Here is a 17,504-nt window from a genome sequence, read left to right as displayed (position 1 = left end):
GTTCCTGCAAAGGCGATCAAGGTTGTTGGGGGTAAATCGTCAGTACCAGGTTGCCCTTGCGATAGCGCTTGCCGCCGGGCGGCAATTGCCCTTCTTCGCGGTGTTCGCTGGTGCTGCGGACCCGCATCAGCACGCCCACCGAACCTCGCTCGCGGGCTTGGGCCAACCAGGCTTGCACGTTGTCGAGCGTGACCTTGCGGTGCGCCGCTTCTTCGTAATGCAAGCCGTAGCGCAGCTCGCCCTCGGTGCCGTAAAACGCCACCTCTGGCTCACGCAGGCGCCATGACAAGGCCGATGCCAGGCCCAGTTCGTTGCTCAGCAAAGCACGGGTGTGTTGCAGTTCGTCCAGGTGCTCAAGCACGAACTGGTCGGGCATTTCGTTATCCGCTATCAACTGCGGCATTCCCGCCGGCAACAGGGCTACCAGCAAGCCAATGCCCAGCGCCGGCATCGCCCACAACGTCAGCGGGCGCACCGCTTGCAACAGGTTGGCGAGGATCCAGCCCAGCAGCACGATAAAAGCCAGGGACAGGCTGAACATCTCGGCGTGGCTGTTGCCGTACAGCGGGTCGGTGATTTGCAGGTAAATCAGCCCGACCATGGCCGCCATGCCGAGAACGAAATTGACCGCGCCGTTGATCACAATCGTACGTGCCTTGCCTTGCTTGATCAGGTCGATCAAGCCGTGGCCCATCAGCAGCGCCAGGGGCAGCAGGCAGGGCATGATGTAGGTCGGCAACTTGCCTTTGCTCAGGCTGAAAAAGCCCAGGGGCAGCAGCCACCACAGGGCGAGAAAGGCAATCGCCGGCTGGCGTTTTTCGTTCCAGGCCTTGCACAGTGTTGTCGGCAGCAATGCGGCCCACGGCAGACACGCCACGACCATGATCGGCAGGAAGAACCAGAACGGCCGCGCATGTTGCGCATTGTCGGAGGCGAAGCGGCGAATGTGTTCGTGCCAGAAGAAAAAGCGCCAGTAATCCGGTTCCCGCACATGGATCGCCAATGCCCACGGCAGGCAAACCAGTACCGCGACCATAATCGCCACCGGCCCGTAGCGCAGCAACTCACCGACGCGGCGCTGCCAGATCAGGTAAGGCACCGCGACCAATACCGGCAGCAGCCATGCCAGAAACCCCTTGGTCATGAACCCCATGCCGCACGCCAGCCCCAACAAGGCCCAGCAACCCAGACGCCCACGTAAGGTGGGGCTGTCGAGAGCAAACCACAGGGCGACCAGGCTCAGGTTGACCCACAAGGTAAATTGCGGATCAAGGTTGGAATACCCGGCTTGCCCGGCCACCAGGCCAAAGCTCATATAGAGCAGGGCGCAGGCGAAGCTTTTACGTGGGTCGTTCCACAGGCGCCGCGCGATCAGGTAGGCCAGCAGCACACTCAACGCCGTGGCCAGGACCGAGGCGATGCGCACGCCGAACAGGTTTTCGCCAAACACCGCCTGGCCCAGGGCAATCAGCCAATAGCCCGCGGCGGGTTTTTCGAAATAACGCACGCCCATAAAGTGCGGCGCTACCCAGTTGCCGCTCATCAGCATTTCCTGGCTGACCTGGGCATAACGGGTTTCATCCGGAATCCACAGGCCGTGAAAGCCCAGGGGCAGCAAGAAAAAAACGGCAAAGCCCAGGATTAACCAGGGCAGAGGGTTCAAGCGGGTCATGAGCACGTTGCTCCATGACGTTCAAACAGGTGCAGGAAGAGTATTGAATTAATCGGGCCGAGCATCGTGATGTTCACTGAATCAATGAGGGGGGGAACCTAACTAAGAGGCGCAACTGAACATGCCAGAACAGGGCTGTCGTTTTGCTGAACGTAATAGCTGCTGGGTATGTAAATAAGTGTAATTAAAGTTGTTTAAGTACTGCGGCCCATTGCTGGATTTTCAGAGTGCCCATTGCCTCAAGTTTGCCGTTGGGCAATACCTTGACGAACAGTGCACTGCCATATTCGGCCGCTGCGGCATGGGGAAAGCCCAGGCTCGTCTGGAAGTCGCTCATGCAGGCGCTGTGGGTGATCAACATGAGGTTGCGACTCGGCTGTTTATGGCTGAGGATTTCCTCCGCCATGGCATCCCCGCAAATGGCGAGCGGGCCCGGGGACAGCTCGGTCTTGCCGAACATGAACAGCGAGGTTTGGGCAGTGCGCGTGGTCGGGCTGCTCAGCACGTCGGTGGCCTCCATGCCCAATGAGTCAAAGGCTTTGCCCAGTGCGGTCGCGCGTTGCGTGCCCTGGATCGTGAGGCCGCTGGCAGGGCCGAAACAAGGATTTGTCGAGCGGTCGCAGCGTTCTTCATGACGCACCAGTACCACCAGGTCGCCCTGGCGCCAACTGGCGAGCACCCCGGAGGTGACCAGGCGATTGCCGACCCCCAGGTCAAGCGGGGAAGAGGGCCACAACAGAAAACCTGTGAGCAGCAGGCCGACTAAGCTGATGCCCAGCACAGGCAGGCGGTATTTTTTCAGGCGCTTCAACCTTGCCCATTTGGGTTCTGGATTGGCCAGGATCATGTCTGCCACGCTATTCACCCTCGGCCCTTTAGTTGTGCTTATAACAAGTGAAGTTAATGGGCGATCGCCCGTTGTGGAGCAGCAGCCTGTCACAGTGCTGCTGTCTTTTTGCTGAACATCCGCGTCGTAAAAAGTGTGAATATTAGTAACTAACAAGTTGCGAGTTATCACCGCTGGGAGTGCACTCTAAAGTGCCGAGGATGGGCAGGCGGTGAAATCCATGTGAAAAAATTGCGTGGGCATCACCCTCAGCCGTTATTCTCGTTGGCAGTCCTTCAAGTGAGCGTTCCTATGTTGCAGGTACAAGGGGTTATCAAACACTACGCCACTCCCCAAGGTCCGCTGGCCGTGCTGGCCGGTGTCGACCTGTATCTGGGGCCGCGCAGCAGTCTGGCGCTGATGGGCGAGTCGGGCAGTGGCAAAAGCACCTTGCTGCACCTGGTGGCCGGCCTGGATCGGGTCGACGGCGGCAGCATCCGCATTGGCGAGCAGCGCTTGGACCAGCTCAACGAAGGGCAACTGGCCCATTGGCGCCGTACCGAAATCGGCCTGGTGTTCCAGCAGTTCAACCTGATCGGCAGCTTGCGTGTGGAGGACAACCTGGCATTCCAGGCGCGCCTGGCGGGGCGCTTCGATCCGCATTGGCAGGCGCAGTTGGTGGAACGTCTGGGGCTGGGCGATTTGCTCAAGCGTTATCCGGAGCAACTGTCTGGCGGTCAGCAGCAGCGGGTGGCGGTAGGGCGGGCGCTGGCCTCGCGTCCGGGTTTGCTGTTGGCCGATGAGCCCACCGGCAACCTCGACGAAACCACCAGCGATGAGGTGCTGCAGTTGCTGTTGGATCTGCTGCAGGACAGCCCTACCAGCCTGTTGATGGTCACCCACAGCCCACGGCTGGCGGCACGCCTGGACCAGCAGGTGCTGCTGCACCATGGCCGTGTCGTACCGATGGACGCGCGCTGAGATGGCGGTGTTCTGCTGGGCGTTGCGTGCGTTGTTGAGCCACTGGCGCCGTCACCCGGTGCAGTTTTTCAGCGTGCTGACCGGCCTGTGGCTGGCTACGGCATTATTGACGGGCGTGCAGGCGCTCAACAGCCAGGCACGGGACGGCTATGCGCGCGCCAGCCAATTGATCGGCGGCGAACCGCAGGCCAGCTTGAGCGCACCGGACGGCGCCGCCTTCCCCCAAGCGCTGTTTGCGCAGTTGCGCCGCGCGGGGTGGCCGGTGTCACCGGTGGTGCAGGGGCGGGTGGTACTCAAGGGGCATGAGGAGCAGCGGCTGCAATTGATGGGCATTGAGCCGGTATCGTTACCTGGCAGCGGCAGCGTGGCCGGGCAGCGCTTGAGCCAGGCACAGATGCTGGCGTTTTTCCAGGCGCCGGGGCGTACCTGGGTTGCCGCGCAAACCTTGGAGGCGCTCGGTTTGCACGCGGGCGAACAACCGCTGACGGCCAGCGGGCAGCGCTTGCCGCCGTTGCAGGTTCAACCGGACATGGCCCCCGGTATGCTGCTTACCGATATCGGTTTTGCCCAACCCTTGCTGAACATGCAGGGGCGGTTGTCGCGCTTGCTGCTGGACAACGCCTTCGCCGCGCGCCATCCCCAAGCGCCCGTCGGGTTGCAACTCAAGCAGGGCGAGGACAACAACCTCTCACGTCTCACCGATAGCTTTCATCTGAACCTCGACGCCTTGGGCTTTTTGTCCTTCGTGGTCGGGTTGTTTATCGTGCACGCAGCCATCGGCCTGGCCCTGGAACAACGGCGGGGTTTGTTGCGCACTTTGCGTGCCTGCGGGGTCAGTGCGCGAATGCTGATCCTGAGCCTGGGGGTCGAACTGGGCGTTCTGGCATTGCTGGGCGGTGTACTCGGGGTCGCCAGTGGTTACCTGCTGGCCAGCCTGTTGCTGCCGGACGTCGCCGCCAGCTTGCGCGGCCTGTACGGGGCCGAAGTGGCAGGTCAACTGAGCTTGAGCCCGGGGTGGTGGCTTGCAGGGCTGGGCTTGAGCCTGCTCGGCGCCTTGCTCGCAGGGGCCAGCAGCCTGTGGCGTGCGGCGCGTTTGCCGTTGCTGGCGCTGGCCAATGCACAGGCCTGGCATGAGGCCCACGGGCGCTGGTTGCGGCGCCAGGGTTGGGTGGCGGTTGCGGCGCTGCTCATTGCACTGCTGGCCCTGGAATTGGGCAACAGCCTGGCCGCCGGATTCGTGCTGATGGCGGCGTTGCTGCTGGGCGCTGCACTGGGTTTGCCGGTGTTGCTCAATGCGCTGTTGAACGGCGTGCTGGGGCGCAGTCGTTCGGTACTGGGCCAGTGGTTCCTCGCCGACTGTCGCCAGCAACTGCCAGCCTTGAGCCTGGCACTCATGGCGCTGTTGCTGGCCCTGGCGGCCAATATTGGCGCAGGCTCCATGACCTCGGGTTTTCGCCAGACCTTCAACCACTGGCTGGAACAACGTCTGACCGCCGAGCTTTACCTCAACCCGCAAAATCCGGCTCAGGCGCAGCAACTGCACACATGGTTGGCACAGCAGCCGCTGGTGCAGGCGGTGCTGCCCAGCTGGCAGGTCGCGGTGCAGTTGCAAGGCTGGCCGGCGGAGCTGTTTGGTGTGGTCGACAACCCCACCTATCGTCAGCACTGGCCGTTGCTGGAGGCGACGAGCACACCCTGGGACCGCTTGCTGCAAGACGATAGCGTGATGCTCAGCGAGCAGTTGGCGCGGCGCTTGAACGTGCGCCTGGGCGACAGGGTTCAAGTCCCCACCCCTCAGGGCACATGGGCACCGGAAATCGTCGGAATCTACGCCGACTATGGCAACCCCAAGGGCCATCTGCTGGTCAACGCCAAGCACCTGTTGGCTCATTGGCCGACGCTGTCACCGGTGCGTTTCAACCTGCGCGTGGCGCCCCAGGATGTGCAGCCGCTGGTGGGTGAAGTGCAGCGTGAGTTCGCCCTGGAAGACAGCCGTATCGTCGATCAACAACAACTCAAGGGATGGTCCAGTCAGGTCTTCGAACGCACCTTCGCCGCCACTGCTGCGTTGAATAGCCTGACCCTGGGCGTGGCGGGCGTGGCATTGTTCATCAGCCTGCTGACCCAGAGCCAGAGTCGCCTCGGGCACCTTGCGCCGTTGTGGGCGCTGGGGGTGACGCGCCGCCAACTGATGCTGCTCAACCTTGGCCAGACCTGGCTGCTGGCGGTACTGACGCTGGTCCTTGCGTTGCCGTTGGGGCTGTTGCTGGCGTGGTGCCTGGATGCGGTGATCAACGTCCAGGCGTTCGGCTGGCGCCTGCCGTTGCAGGTATTCCCCGGGCAGCTTGCGCAGTTGATGGGGCTGGCGTTGCTTGCGACATTGCTGGCCTCGGCCTGGCCGCTATGGCAGCTCTACCGCAGCCGCCCGGCGGATTTGTTGAGGACCTTTGCAAATGAAGATTAAAGCGTTGGGGTGGGGGGTGTTGCTGCTGCTGTTGAGTGCCTGTGACAAGCCGCCTGCACCCGAGGAAAGCTTCGCCGGGCTGGGCAGCGATGCGGCGGAATTTGCCCAAGTGGTCCCCGGCAAAGTCTTCAGCTTCCCCGAAGATCACGGCCCGCACCCAGGCTTTCGCATCGAATGGTGGTACGTCACCGCCAACCTCAAGGATGCCCAGGGCAATGTGTTCGGCGTGCAATGGACCTTGTTTCGCAACGCCGTGAATGCCGGGCCGATGCAGCAAGGCTGGTGCGACTCCACCATCTGGCTCGGCCACGCCGCCGTCACCAGCGCTACCCACCACTACGCCGCCGAACGCTTCGCCCGTGGTGGCGTCGGCCAGGCCGGAGCGCAAGCGTTGCCGTTCAACGCCTGGATCGACGACTGGAACTTCGCCAGCCGCCCAGGCGCCACTAGCGCTCTGGCCGATATGCAACTCAAGGCCAGTGGCGCGCAATTCGCCTACGACCTGCAACTGACCTCCAGCCGCCCGTTGGTGCTGCAAGGTGACAACGGCTACAGCCGCAAATCCGACCAGGGCCAGGCGTCGTACTACTACAGCCAGCCGTTTTTCACCGCCACCGGCAGCATCAGTATCGACGGCCAGACGTACGAAGTCAGCGGCCCGGCCTGGCTCGACCGCGAATGGAGCAGCCAACCCCTGGCCGCCAGCCAGACCGGCTGGGACTGGTTCTCCCTGCACCTGGATCGGGGCGCGCAACTGATGCTCTTTCGCGTGCGAGACAAAGACGGCGGCGGGTACCTCACCGGAACCTGGATCGACGCCCAGGGCCGCACCGAGACCCTGCACAACGCAGATATTCAACTGGCGCCGCTGACCAGAACCGAGATTGACGGGCGCAGCATTCCTACGCGCTGGTCGCTGAAGATCCCCGGCAAACACCTGGACATCACCACCGAGGCGGTCAATCCGAAAGCGTGGATGAACCTGGGGATTCCCTACTGGGAAGGGCCGGTGAAGTTCGAGGGTGGGGTGGGGTATTTGGAGATGACGGGGTATTAGGGCGTCTTCCGTAGGCGCTTATCTTTTGCTGTGTAGGCAACTTCCCAAACGTATTGTTTGACCCCCGCCTGCTTGTGTCCGGGCTGTAGGCGCTTGCTTATATTTCGATGCCATCTTCATGGCATTCGAGATGTAAGGCATGGCGCAGGCATACCTCAACGACCGCACCACGGACTACCTCAGTTTGAAGTCCCGGCTAATGGGTAGGGCGTTGAATCAGCAGCGCTCTGATCATTTCGATGTGTTGAATCGGCACCTGCTCCATAAGCTGGTGACGCCAGGACAGTTGGTGATTATTCCTGACAATTACAGCGTCACTTGCAGTGCCGAAGAAGCCTGGTTGATGCGCTATGCCGAGGAAATTCACCGAGGACTGGCACTGGATGCGTCGGCTGGGCCAGCAGTGATCAATGACTATGGCCTGCTGCAGAGCCTGTTGGAGTATGGCTCGATAGGCGTAGGGAGTGCGACATCTGCGTGGGGGCGACATCTGGATGAGGTGGTGCTTACGCTCGAGTCGATTGAACAGTTACATCAGCGGTTGAAAGGGGGTGGCTTGGACCGGGTTGAGTTTGTTCGACAACGGCAGATTCTGTTCGGGAACCTGGATAGGCAACTGCAAGGTGCAGCGCGGTTTGGGACAGGGCTGAGGGGGAATCAGTCATTGAAAAAGGTGCTTGGCGTTTCAACCAAGAGCTACCTGCATAAAGGCGAAATAGCAGGGTATGCACAGCGGATCGGGGCAGTTGCGCAGGCTTCGAAATGGCTGGGGAATGGGACTTATGTGGGGCTGGCGATGGATGTAGGCGTGGCGGGTTTGGAAATCAGGGAGGCGTGTGTGGTGGGAAGGGAGGCGCAATGCAAAAGAGCGAAATATGTGGAGACGGGGAGGTTGATGGCTGGAGTATTAGGCGCTGCTCTTGTGGGCAAGCCTGCTGCAAATATTGCTCGCAGTGCATGCCGGATTGCATTAGGTATTTCACTGAAAGGCAACGGTGAACTGGCGTGTGGAATTATCGGAGGGGCTGTTGGCGGGTCTGCGGGAGGCTCTTTTTTTGGTGAGGGTGGTGCGTTTGTAGGCGGAAGAGTCATGGAAATCGACGGCGATCTGATATTCCAACCCGAGGGGACATAACGATGTCCCCTTTTCTTGTATATACCATTGTGTGGCTCGCTGGGTCGGGTGTCGTCTTGGGACTGATAGTATTTGCTGAATACGCAAAGCTGGATGAGCTGGAAAGTTACTTCAGTGAGAACGAGAAGGTTCGTCTACATAAGCGTTTCTGGAAAAGAAATCGGATGATCGACAGGTATCATCGCATGAGCCTGATGGTCGATATCCTGTCAGGGCCTAAGGCTTATCTCAAAGCCGGCCTTGTGACCGAAGCTGAGCTGGCATCTGTTCCCTTGACGCTGAGGCGCTGGGCTTTGTGGCCGTATCGCCTCGCGAGTATTTGTATCATCCAAATGGTTGTATGGGAGGTTTGGCGCAGGTGGTGCGATATCCCAATTCCATAGAAGGAGGGCTCACTCGCGTAACAAGCCAGGAGCACATATTTTGTTAAAATACTGTACATAAATACAGTATTGTCCTACAGTCCATCCCAGGTGACCGGATGTCACCGGTCACCTGAGCTTCAATTTTTTAACTATGGATGGATAAAAAATGAAATCGAAAAAAGCCCTTATGCTAGGCGCGGCCATGATGGCCTCCTGCTTTGTTTCGGCCTTTGCCCTGGCCGAGCAAACCCCTCCCAAGCTCAGTGCGCAGACGGTCAGGCAGGCCGTGGACAAAGCGTTGAAACAAGGTGGCACAGTGGAGAAGGCCATTGTCTCGGACGCACTCAAGCAAAAGCTCGATGCAGCCAAGGCCGGCAAGCCCAAGGTGTCAGCCGGCAAGGCAATTGCCAGTAATGCGGTGGTTGATGCCAAGGTAGGCGAGTTGGTAAAGCCCGATCAGGCGAAACTCAAGGAAGCGGCGGTTGCTGCCTTCACTCCGCTGTTTCCAACTCTGGATATCAACACCCTTTACACGCTGACCGGGGTGGAGACCGGCGCGCAGATCGCCTACCACTTCAACCTGCCGAAGAATGCGCGAATTCAGGTGCAGTTGTTGAACCAGAGTGTCGGCACCGACATGTCGCTGACCCTGTTCCACGATGACGGGCAGGGTAATCTGACCCCGTTGGGCACATCTGATAACGCCGGCAATGCCGATGAGTACCTCAACGGTGTATTGCCGGCCGGTGACTACTACTGGTTCATGGTGGCCAATGCCGCGAGCAACTCGCAGTTCAGCTTCGGCGTGGCGGTAGACAGCAACATTGATGCCTACGAGCCCAACGATACCGAGCAAACCGCGTTTGCCCTGCCGGATGCGCTGAATCAGGTGACCGGTAACCTCGACAGCGTCAATGATGTGGATTACTTCTCCTTCACGTCGCTGCGCGGCCAGGGTGTCGGCATGTTTCTGGGTGATGATGGTGCGGGTACGCGCAACCAGTGGATCTTCGAGCGTTTCGACGGTAATAACTGGGTAGTGATTCAGCCGGATTCCACCTCCACCTATCCGAACCTGACGCCGGGCTACACGGTCAAGGTACGTGTGCGGGCGAACCCGGCGGTGGCGTTGAACCCTCAGGCGCAGTACAAGTTGACCCTGGGTTCGGCGCCTCGCTTGAACCAGCACAACGTGAACGGCGATAACGTAGTGCGCATTCCCAGCTCGATCTTCCAGCTGGCCACCCAGGCAGCCCGCAATCTGAGCTGGAGCACCCAATGGTCGGACAGCACCGGTGAGCCACTGCGCGGGGTCACCCCAGTGCTGCGGGTCGACAAGCACTTTGGTGCAACTTACAACTGGGTCAACTATGAGGCCAAGACCGGCATCACGGGTGCAGCTTCGGGCAATGTCGCCTTGGGCACTTGCTCCGGCGACTATAAAGTGCGGTACCCGGACAGCGCGTCGGGCCAGACCTACAACTGGGAAACCTGGTTCAACGAAGGTGGCTGGCGCATCGAGCTCAAGGAGTTCCCGGGGGTGGGCGTAGGCGGCAATATCACCCAATACGTCAGCCTGGGCCACATTTGCAGCCAGACCATCGTGCGCTGATTGATCTAGGAATGTGAAGCAGGGGGCAGTCCATTTGGGCTGCTCCCTTTTTTTGTGGCCGGCTCCCAATGCAGCGTGCCAAACAGGTAATCCATCAACGGCAACACGATATTGAAATTGCGCCCCTGCATCAGCTCGCGACGGTGATGCAGGGCGTGCAGGCGATGCATTTGGCGAATCCACGGCAGGCGCGCCACCGGGTGTTCAGCGGGCAAGTGTTCGCAGGCGTGGAACAGCTCGTAGAGCAGGTAGCCGAGGATCATGCACCCGGCAAACAACCCCGCCACGTTGGGGTTCAGTTGCTTGAGCAGCCACCAGCCGGGAAGGGTGATGGCCAGGCTGTGCAGTACGATCAGCCAGGCGGGGAACAGGATGACGCGCCAGTCACGCGGGCTGTCGTAGGTCATGTGGCCGGGCGTGAAGAAACTGTGGTGATCGCCGGTGTGGCGCGCGTAGAACAGCCGGGCGAATGGGTGCTTGTGATGGCCGAGGTGACGGTGCACGAGGTAGATGCACAGGTTGAAGAACACCAGCGTCAAGGGCACCGTCAGCCACTGCAGCGCAGTGATCTGTGCGGTGGAGGACCAGGCCAGGGTGATACAGATGATGCCGTAGCCGAGGACGAACGTGGCGTGTAGCCAGGGGTTGTAATGGCGACTCACGTTGGCGCGGTAGCGGCTGCGGAACGTTTCGGTGAGATGGGGCATGGCGGGCTGCTCGCTGTTTTTGTGCGAGATTGAGCTTAGTGGGTGGGCAGGAATGTGCGAGCTTTTACTGGGGGCATGGGTATTTACACAACTTTGGCGTTACGCCGGACCTGTGGGAGGGGGCTTGCTCCCGATGGCGGCCTCGGGGCCGACCAGGATGCTGGATCAGACCGAGTACATATCCGTTATTTGGGTAACGGCTGATATTGGTTCCGCTTTTACAGCGGGTCACTTTGGAAAAGAGCCGGAATGCCGGCCCAGCCAAAAGTAACCAAAAGGCTCTTGCCCCACCACTCGGCACCTCGCCCAGGCTCGGTGTGCCCGTAATCCGCCATGGATTTGGGGGGGCGCCGCCACGCGCCATCCATGGCGCGGGGCGGCTAAACCGGCATCCCTGCCGGTTTACCCCCCAAATCCCTGTCGAATTCCGGCCAGCGTGGTTTGACGGGGCGCTTAAGATCAAGATCAAAAGCAGATCAAGATCAAGAGCGGCTCGCTTCGCATCGTGGTTACTGTTGGCGACTGCAAAGTTGTGTAGATACCCATGCTCATCGGGGTATAGCCCTCCCATCATTTTAATCGGCGGTGAACTTGAAGATGGTGTTCTGGATATAGGTTTGCCCTGGGTTCAGGCGAGTTGAGGCAAAGCCGGGTTGGTTAGGCGCATCCGGAAAATGCTGGGTCTCCAGGGTAAACCCGCTCCAGTGCTGGTACGTCTTGCCACCTTTGCCCTTCACCGAACCATCCAGGAAGTTGCTGGTGTAGAACTGCACCCCAGGCTCACTGGTGTAAAGCTGCAAGCGCCGCCCCGACTCGGGGTCATGCACCTGGGCAGCCAGCTGCTTCACATCACCTTTGGTATCCAGGGCCCAGTTGAAGTCGAATCCGCCTTGTTTCGGCTCGGCAAATTTGAGCTGCGGATGGTCCGCCTTGATGTGCTGGCCAATAGGCGTGGGCTTGAGGAAGTCCATCGGTGTGCCCTTGACCGGAGCCAGCTCACCGGTGGGGATCAAGGTGGCATTCACCGGTGTGTAGTGGCTGGCGTGCAAGGTGGCGACCTGCTTGAGAATGTCGCCGTTACCCGCGCCGGCGAGGTTGAAGTAGCTGTGATTGGTGAGGTTGAGTACCGTCGGTTTGTCGGTGGTGGCCTTGTAGTCGATGTGCAGTTCGTTCTTGTCGTTGAGGCGGTAAGTGACTTCGGTCTTCAGGTTGCCGGGGAAACCCATTTCACCGTCCTTGGACAGGTAGGTGAGGGTGACGCCCACCGAATCCTTGTCCTTGACGGGCTCGGCGTGCCACACCTGTTTGTCGAAGCCCTGGGCGCCGCCATGCAGCGAGTTGGGGCCGTCGTTGAGCGGCACCTGGTAGCGTTTGCCGTCGAGTTCGAAGGCACCGCCGGCCAGGCGGTTGCCGAAGCGGCCGATGGTTGCGCCGAAAAATGCAGTACCGCCTTGATAGCCTTGCACATCATCGAAACCCAGCACTACGTCGTCGAGCTTGCCGTTTTTGTCAGGCACCTTCAGCGACTGCAATACACCGCCGTAGGTAATTACCGTGGCTTGCATGCCATGGCTGTTGCGCAACACGTACTGTTCGACGGCGGTGCCGTCATTGGTATTACCGAAAGGCTTCTGCTCGCTGGTAAGGCCGGCGGCGTGAGCGCCGCCGCTGGCGATCAGCATGGACAGCGCCAGACCGGACAACAGGTATCGAGGGTGCTTCATGTCGAACTTCCTTTTGTTGTTTTTGGGTTGAATAGTTCTACTAATGTGAGATATTTCACCGGTTATCCAGCAGATTTATAGCCTTTAACGCCGATTTCGTAAAATAAAATACGACTAATTGATCGAGGCACTACGTTATGAGTACTGAACACGCCATTTATCCCGACCTCAAGGGCAAGAGCGTATTGATCTCCGGCGGGGCGTCAGGGATTGGCGAATTCATGGTGCGGGCCTTTGCCGCCCAGGGTGCCAAAGTGGCGTTTGTGGATCGCGCGCAAAGCCAGGGTGAACGCTTGGCGGCGCTGCTGAGTTCCAAGGGCCACACGGTCGAGTTCGAGTGCTGCGATATTACCGATGAGATTGGCTACGGCGCGGCAATCCGGCGCTTCGAGCATTCCCTCGGGCCGATCACGGTGCTGGTCAACAACGCGGCAAATGACGTGCGCCACAGTCTGGAAGAAATCGACTCGCAAATGTTCGACCGGTTGATCGCTGTCAACCTCAAGCACGCCTTCTTTGCCGCAAAGGCGGTGGTGCCAATGATGAAAGAGGCGGGTGGCGGCTCGATCATCAACCTGGGCTCGGTCGGCTGGATGATGGCGTCTGCCGGCTACCCGGTGTACGCCGCCAGCAAGGCCGCTGCCCACGGCATGACCCGAGGCCTGGCGCGGGAGCTGGGGCCGAGCCATATCCGCGTCAACACACTGGTGCCGGGCTGGGTGATGACGGAAAAACAATTGGCCATGTGGGTGGATGACGCGGCTCGGGAGTTGATCGCCCGTAGCCAGTGCCTGCCTGGCAGTGTGATGCCGGAACACATCGCCAATATGGCCCTGTTTCTGGCCTCGAATGCCTCGGCGATGTGTTCGGCGCAAAACTTTATCGTTGACGGCGGCTGGGTGTAGAAACGCGATTCCAAAAAATTGTGAAGATCGCGAGTGGGAGGGGGCTTGCCCCCGATAGCGGTGGGTCAACCCACATCAATGTTCGCTGGGCCGACGTCATCGCAGGCAAACCAGCTCCCACATTTAGATCCTGGGGTGTCAGGTAGAGATGCGCCGGCTGTCAGGCCGTCACGGGGGCAAGCCCCCTCCCACATATGAACTGCGATGCTTAGGCGATTGGGTAGCGTTTGAACGCTGGGTGCTGTTCCAGGCGTTCAGCATGGCGCTTCAGGTTGGGGAACGCATCCGACTTCACCACCGACGCCACGGTGAACTGGCTGAACGACCAGGCGACCGCTGCTGTAACGGATGCCTGGGTCAGCGCTTCACTGTCTGCCAGTTGCTTGTCCAGCAGGGTATAGGCCGCCAGCAATTGCCCACTGACGCGTTCGATCCACGGTGCATGTAACTTTTCGGCTGGGCGCAGGTTGTGTTCATAGACGATCTGCACACTCTTTTCACAGGCTGCAAGGGCCAGTCCGAGCAGTTGCAGGTCGTGGGCGCGTGCTGCCGGTTGTTGGGGCAGTAGCTTCTTGTCAGCCGGCGCCAGTGCTTCCAGGTAATCGAGGATCAGGCTCGAATCCATCAGCACCGTCCCGTCGTCCAACACCAGGGAGGGGGCTTTGACCACGGGGTTGATCTGGGCAAATTGCGCGTAGGTGCTGAACACCGACAGCGGTTCATGCACAAACTCCACCCCATACAAGTCCAGGGAAATCGCCACGCGGCGTACGTAGGGCGAGTCCAGCATTCCGACCAGTTTCATGCAGCCTCCATTGCTTTCGCGGTGTGATTGGCTGACGAGATTAAGGCTTCATGATCAGGGTGCGCAATGCTTGAAGGGGCGGTCGCTACATTGAACTGCGGGCCGCCCCGGGCGGTTGCCCGGTGATGCGCTTGAAGGCACGGCTGAACGCCGCCTGGGAGGTGTAGCCGAGGCGTTGCGCGACGGTTTCGATGGGCATGCGCTCCAGGCTCAGCCACTGCGTGGCCAGGCGCATGCGCAGTTCCGTAGCGTAGCGCAACGGCGGTATGCCGAGGATGGCCTGGAAGCGATCGGCAAATACCGAGCGCGAGGTATGGCATTGCGCGGCCAGTTCCGCCACGCTCCAGTCGCGGCCCGGCTGCTGGTGCAGGGCGAGGAGGGCGCGGGCCAGGCGTGGATCGCGTAGCGCCGCCACCAGGCCCGAGGCGTTGCCACAGGCGCATTCGACCCAGCCGCGTACGATCATCGCCGCCACCACATCGGCCAGGCGCGCCAGGATGCCGGCATAGCCGATGCGGGCCGTGGAGACTTCCCGTTCCATCACCGCCAGGATCGGCATCAGACCGGGGTAACGCTGGCCCCCCGCATCGATCAGCATCAGCGCCGGCATCAGGTTGCCGAGCCCCTGGATGCTGCCGAGTTCGAACTCCATGCAGGCACTGAACAGCAAGGTGCTGGGCGTCGCGTTAGGGGAAGCATCCACGGCGCAGACCGCATCCCCCAACGGGGCACTGTCGAAATCGCCTATATCGTGCACACCGGCGCTCGCATCGGATAACAGTGCATGCGCGCCACCATGGGCGATGAACACCGCATTGCCCGCCGACAGTTCGAAAAGGTCGCCATCCTCGCCGCGCAAGGTCACGTGGCCGGCCGCGAGAAAGTGGAAATAGGCATGGCCGGGCTTGGCGTCAAAGCCCATGCCGAAGCTCGGCCCGGCCTGGATGCGGCGGTACTTCACACCGCGCAGGCGCATGCCGCGCAGCAGCTCATTGATCAGGTCGGAAGACAGGGTAAAAGTATGCGCGGCAGTCATGTTCGGGGTTTCGATCAAGAACTCAAGGGTTTGCATCATAGATCATCCGGGCGGGCAAACCTAGACTGGCCGCCTTGCCAATGATCCGAGGATGACCTGTGATGAGTGAGTATGCAGCTCAAACCCCTGCCGGGGTGGTGACGGAGCCGGCCTGGCTGGCGGTATTTTCTTTGGCGATGGGGGTGTTCGGCTTGCTGACGGCGGAGTACCTGCCGGCCAGTTTGTTGACCCCCATGGCCTTGGACCTGGGGGTCTCGGAGGCGCTGGCCGGCCAGGCCGTGACGGTGACGGCAGTGGTGGCGTTGTTTGCCGGTTTGCTGGTGCCCGGCCTGACCCGAAGCATCGATCGGCGCGTGGTGCTGCTGGGGTTCTCCACGCTGATGATCGCCTCCAACCTGCTGGTGGCGTTGTCTTCCAGCCTGACCGTACTGCTGTTGATGCGCATCCTGCTGGGCATCGCCCTGGGTGGTTTCTGGAGCATGGCGGCGGCGGTGGCCATGCGCCTGGTGCCGGCGGCTTCCCTGCCACGGGCGCTGTCGATCATCTTCAGCGGGATTGCGGCGGGCACCGTGGTCGCCGTGCCGCTGGGCAGCTATTTGGGTGGCCTGTACGGCTGGCGCAGTGCGTTTATCGCGGCGGCTGCCGTGGGTGCGGTGACCCTGGCGTTCCAGGCGTTCACCCTGCCGCGCCTGGTGCCCAATGGCACCGCGCGCCTGCGTACCGTGCTGCAAGTGCTGCTGCGCCCGGGTATCGCCATGGGCATGTTCGGTTGCGTGCTGGTACATACCGCGCATTTCGCATTGTTCACCTATATTCGCCCGTTCCTGGAAAGCACCACCGGTGTCGATACCCAAGGGCTGGCCCTGATGCTGCTGGGCTTCGGCGTGGCGAATTTCGTCGGCACCTTGCTCGCCGGTTGGCTGCTGGTGCGCCATCCGCGTGGGACGTTGGTGTTGATGCCGGTGCTGGTGGGCATTGCGGCACTGGCCCTGGTCTGGCTGCCGGTGTCACTGCCGGGCCAGGCATTGCTCCTGGCGCTGTGGGGCATGGCGTTCGGCGGCGTACCGGTGGCATGGTCCAATTGGGTTGCCCGTGCCGTGCCGGACCGGGCCGAAAGTGCCGGCGGCATGGTGGTCGCTTCGGTGCAGTCGGCGATTGCCGCAGGGGCTGCCGGTGGCGGGTTGATGTTCAGCGTCAGCGGCATCGGCGGGGTATTTGTGGGTGCGGGCGTATTGATGCTGTTCGCAGCCTTGCTTATCGCCCTGCGCGTACAGGTGCCTCGACAAGACGGGGATGCCGGTGTGACGCACCACCCGTCTTTGGTTTAGTCTGGAACGCTTCGTTTATCGCAATCCCTGAGGAGCAGTGGCATGGCTGACTATGTACCCCCAAAGGTCTGGACCTGGGACACCGAAAGCGGCGGCACCTTCGCCAGTATCAACCGGCCCATCGCCGGTGCCACCCACGAAAAGGCGCTGCCAGTGGGCAAGCACCCATTGCAGCTGTACTCCCTGGCTACGCCCAATGGCCAAAAGGTCACGATTCTGCTTGAAGAGTTGCTGGCGCTGGGGCACATCAGTGCCGAATACGACGCCTGGCTGATCAAGATCGGTGACGGCGACCAGTTCGGCAGTGGCTTTGTGGGGGTAAACCCCAACTCGAAGATTCCGGCGCTGATGGACCACAGTGGGGCCACGCCGATTCGGGTGTTCGAGTCGGGCGCGATCCTGCAGTACCTGGCCGAGAAGTTCGGCGCGTTTTTGCCCACCGAACCTGCGGCCCGGGCTGAGTGCCTGTCGTGGCTGTTCTGGCAGATGGGCAGCGCGCCCTACCTGGGCGGAGGTTTCGGACATTTCTATGCCTATGCGCCGAGCAAGATGGAGTACCCGATCAACCGTTTTGCCATGGAAGCCAAGCGCCAACTGGATGTGCTGGACAAGCGCCTGGCGGTGAGCGAGTACATCGCCGGCGATGAGTACACCATTGCCGATATCGCGATCTGGCCCTGGTACGGCGGGCTGGTCAAGGGCCGCTTGTATGGCGACTCGGCGGAGTTTCTCTCGGTGCATGAATACAAACACGTGCTGCGCTGGGCCGACGCAATCGACGCCCGGCCGGCGGTACAGCGCGGGCGGCGGGTGAATCGGGTGTCGGGTGAGGAGCAGTTGCCCGAACGGCATGACGCGAGTGACCTGGACTGATTCAGAGCCCGTGT

15 protein-coding genes are annotated in these 17,504 nt (G+C 60.9%); 9 read left to right on the top strand and 6 right to left on the bottom strand.

The genetic code is table 11. The annotated features are described in order from the left end of the window. Nucleotides 1-16: 16 nt before the first annotated feature. Together arnT and PSEBG33_RS09950 are read right to left on the bottom strand one after the other, a co-directional pair. Entirely contained in the window at nucleotides 17-1,672 is a 1,656-nt protein-coding gene (gene arnT / locus PSEBG33_RS09945) for a lipid IV(A) 4-amino-4-deoxy-L-arabinosyltransferase (RefSeq protein ID WP_005789517.1), read from the bottom strand. Nucleotides 1,673-1,856: 184 nt separating this feature from the next. Next, nucleotides 1,857-2,537, bottom strand: coding sequence for a histidine phosphatase family protein (locus PSEBG33_RS09950; RefSeq protein WP_005789516.1), 681 nt, complete (start codon nucleotides 2,535-2,537; stop codon nucleotides 1,857-1,859). Between the two features lie 273 nt (nucleotides 2,538-2,810). Between PSEBG33_RS09950 and PSEBG33_RS09955 the strand changes: the two genes are divergently transcribed. The 6 genes from PSEBG33_RS09955 (at nucleotide 2,811) to PSEBG33_RS09975 (ending at nucleotide 10,112) form a co-directional block, all read left to right on the top strand. Beyond that, nucleotides 2,811-3,479: an ABC transporter ATP-binding protein gene (locus PSEBG33_RS09955; RefSeq protein WP_005789514.1), complete on the top strand. Its 669-nt coding sequence runs from the start codon at nucleotides 2,811-2,813 to the stop codon at nucleotides 3,477-3,479. Nucleotide 3,480: 1 nt separating this feature from the next. Further along, nucleotides 3,481-5,943 carry an ABC transporter permease gene (locus PSEBG33_RS09960; protein ID WP_005789512.1) on the top strand — a complete coding sequence of 821 codons (2,463 nt, stop codon included), beginning with the start codon at nucleotides 3,481-3,483 and terminating at the stop codon, nucleotides 5,941-5,943. Further along, nucleotides 5,933-7,000, top strand: coding sequence for a lipocalin-like domain-containing protein (locus PSEBG33_RS09965; RefSeq protein ID WP_005789511.1), 1,068 nt, complete (start codon nucleotides 5,933-5,935; stop codon nucleotides 6,998-7,000). The genes PSEBG33_RS09960 and PSEBG33_RS09965 overlap by 11 nt, the downstream gene beginning before the upstream one ends. Before the next feature lie 139 nt (nucleotides 7,001-7,139). Then, complete coding sequence (locus PSEBG33_RS09970; protein WP_005789509.1) at nucleotides 7,140-8,135, top strand: hypothetical protein; 996 nt, start codon at nucleotides 7,140-7,142, stop codon at nucleotides 8,133-8,135. Nucleotides 8,136-8,137: 2 nt separating this feature from the next. Beyond that, nucleotides 8,138-8,518 (top strand): hypothetical protein, encoded by a 381-nt coding sequence (locus PSEBG33_RS29760; protein WP_032803630.1) that lies wholly within the window; start codon nucleotides 8,138-8,140, stop codon nucleotides 8,516-8,518. Nucleotides 8,519-8,666: 148 nt separating this feature from the next. Next, nucleotides 8,667-10,112: a hypothetical protein gene (locus PSEBG33_RS09975; RefSeq protein WP_005789506.1), complete on the top strand. Its 1,446-nt coding sequence runs from the start codon at nucleotides 8,667-8,669 to the stop codon at nucleotides 10,110-10,112. A 5-nt stretch (nucleotides 10,113-10,117) separates the two neighbouring features. On the opposite strand, the gene PSEBG33_RS09980 is transcribed toward PSEBG33_RS09975, so the two are convergent. Next, the gene (locus tag PSEBG33_RS09980) at nucleotides 10,118-10,819 is read right to left on the bottom strand and encodes a sterol desaturase family protein (protein ID WP_005789504.1); all 702 of its coding nucleotides are present in this window, start codon (nucleotides 10,817-10,819) and stop codon (nucleotides 10,118-10,120) included. A gap of 575 nt (nucleotides 10,820-11,394) precedes the next feature. Further along, nucleotides 11,395-12,543, bottom strand: coding sequence for an aldose epimerase family protein (locus PSEBG33_RS09985; RefSeq protein WP_005789502.1), 1,149 nt, complete (start codon nucleotides 12,541-12,543; stop codon nucleotides 11,395-11,397). Nucleotides 12,544-12,680: 137 nt separating this feature from the next. On the opposite strand from PSEBG33_RS09985, the gene PSEBG33_RS09990 reads away from it, so the two are divergent. Next, nucleotides 12,681-13,448, top strand: a complete 768-nt coding sequence (locus PSEBG33_RS09990) for an SDR family NAD(P)-dependent oxidoreductase (RefSeq protein ID WP_005789500.1) — start codon at nucleotides 12,681-12,683, stop codon at nucleotides 13,446-13,448. Between the two features lie 208 nt (nucleotides 13,449-13,656). Here PSEBG33_RS09990 and PSEBG33_RS09995 read toward each other — a convergent pair whose 3' ends face one another. Together PSEBG33_RS09995 and PSEBG33_RS10000 are read right to left on the bottom strand one after the other, a co-directional pair. Next, complete coding sequence (locus tag PSEBG33_RS09995) at nucleotides 13,657-14,253, bottom strand: glutathione S-transferase family protein (RefSeq protein WP_005789498.1); 597 nt, start codon at nucleotides 14,251-14,253, stop codon at nucleotides 13,657-13,659. 85 nt (nucleotides 14,254-14,338) lie between these two features. Further along, nucleotides 14,339-15,325 (bottom strand): AraC family transcriptional regulator, encoded by a 987-nt coding sequence (locus PSEBG33_RS10000; RefSeq protein WP_050989073.1) that lies wholly within the window; start codon nucleotides 15,323-15,325, stop codon nucleotides 14,339-14,341. A gap of 65 nt (nucleotides 15,326-15,390) precedes the next feature. On the opposite strand from PSEBG33_RS10000, the gene PSEBG33_RS10005 reads away from it, so the two are divergent. Together PSEBG33_RS10005 and yghU are read left to right on the top strand one after the other, a co-directional pair. Further along, nucleotides 15,391-16,617: an MFS transporter gene (locus tag PSEBG33_RS10005; protein WP_005789495.1), complete on the top strand. Its 1,227-nt coding sequence runs from the start codon at nucleotides 15,391-15,393 to the stop codon at nucleotides 16,615-16,617. Nucleotides 16,618-16,659: 42 nt separating this feature from the next. Beyond that, nucleotides 16,660-17,490: a glutathione-dependent disulfide-bond oxidoreductase gene (gene yghU / locus PSEBG33_RS10010; protein ID WP_005789493.1), complete on the top strand. Its 831-nt coding sequence runs from the start codon at nucleotides 16,660-16,662 to the stop codon at nucleotides 17,488-17,490. Nucleotides 17,491-17,504 lie beyond the last annotated feature (14 nt).

Source organism: Pseudomonas synxantha BG33R (assembly GCF_000263715.2).
Classification (GTDB): Bacteria; Pseudomonadota; Gammaproteobacteria; order Pseudomonadales; family Pseudomonadaceae; genus Aquipseudomonas; species Aquipseudomonas synxantha_A.
Note: the sequence above shows the minus strand (reverse complement) of the source record. Positions and strands in the feature narration are given on the sequence as shown.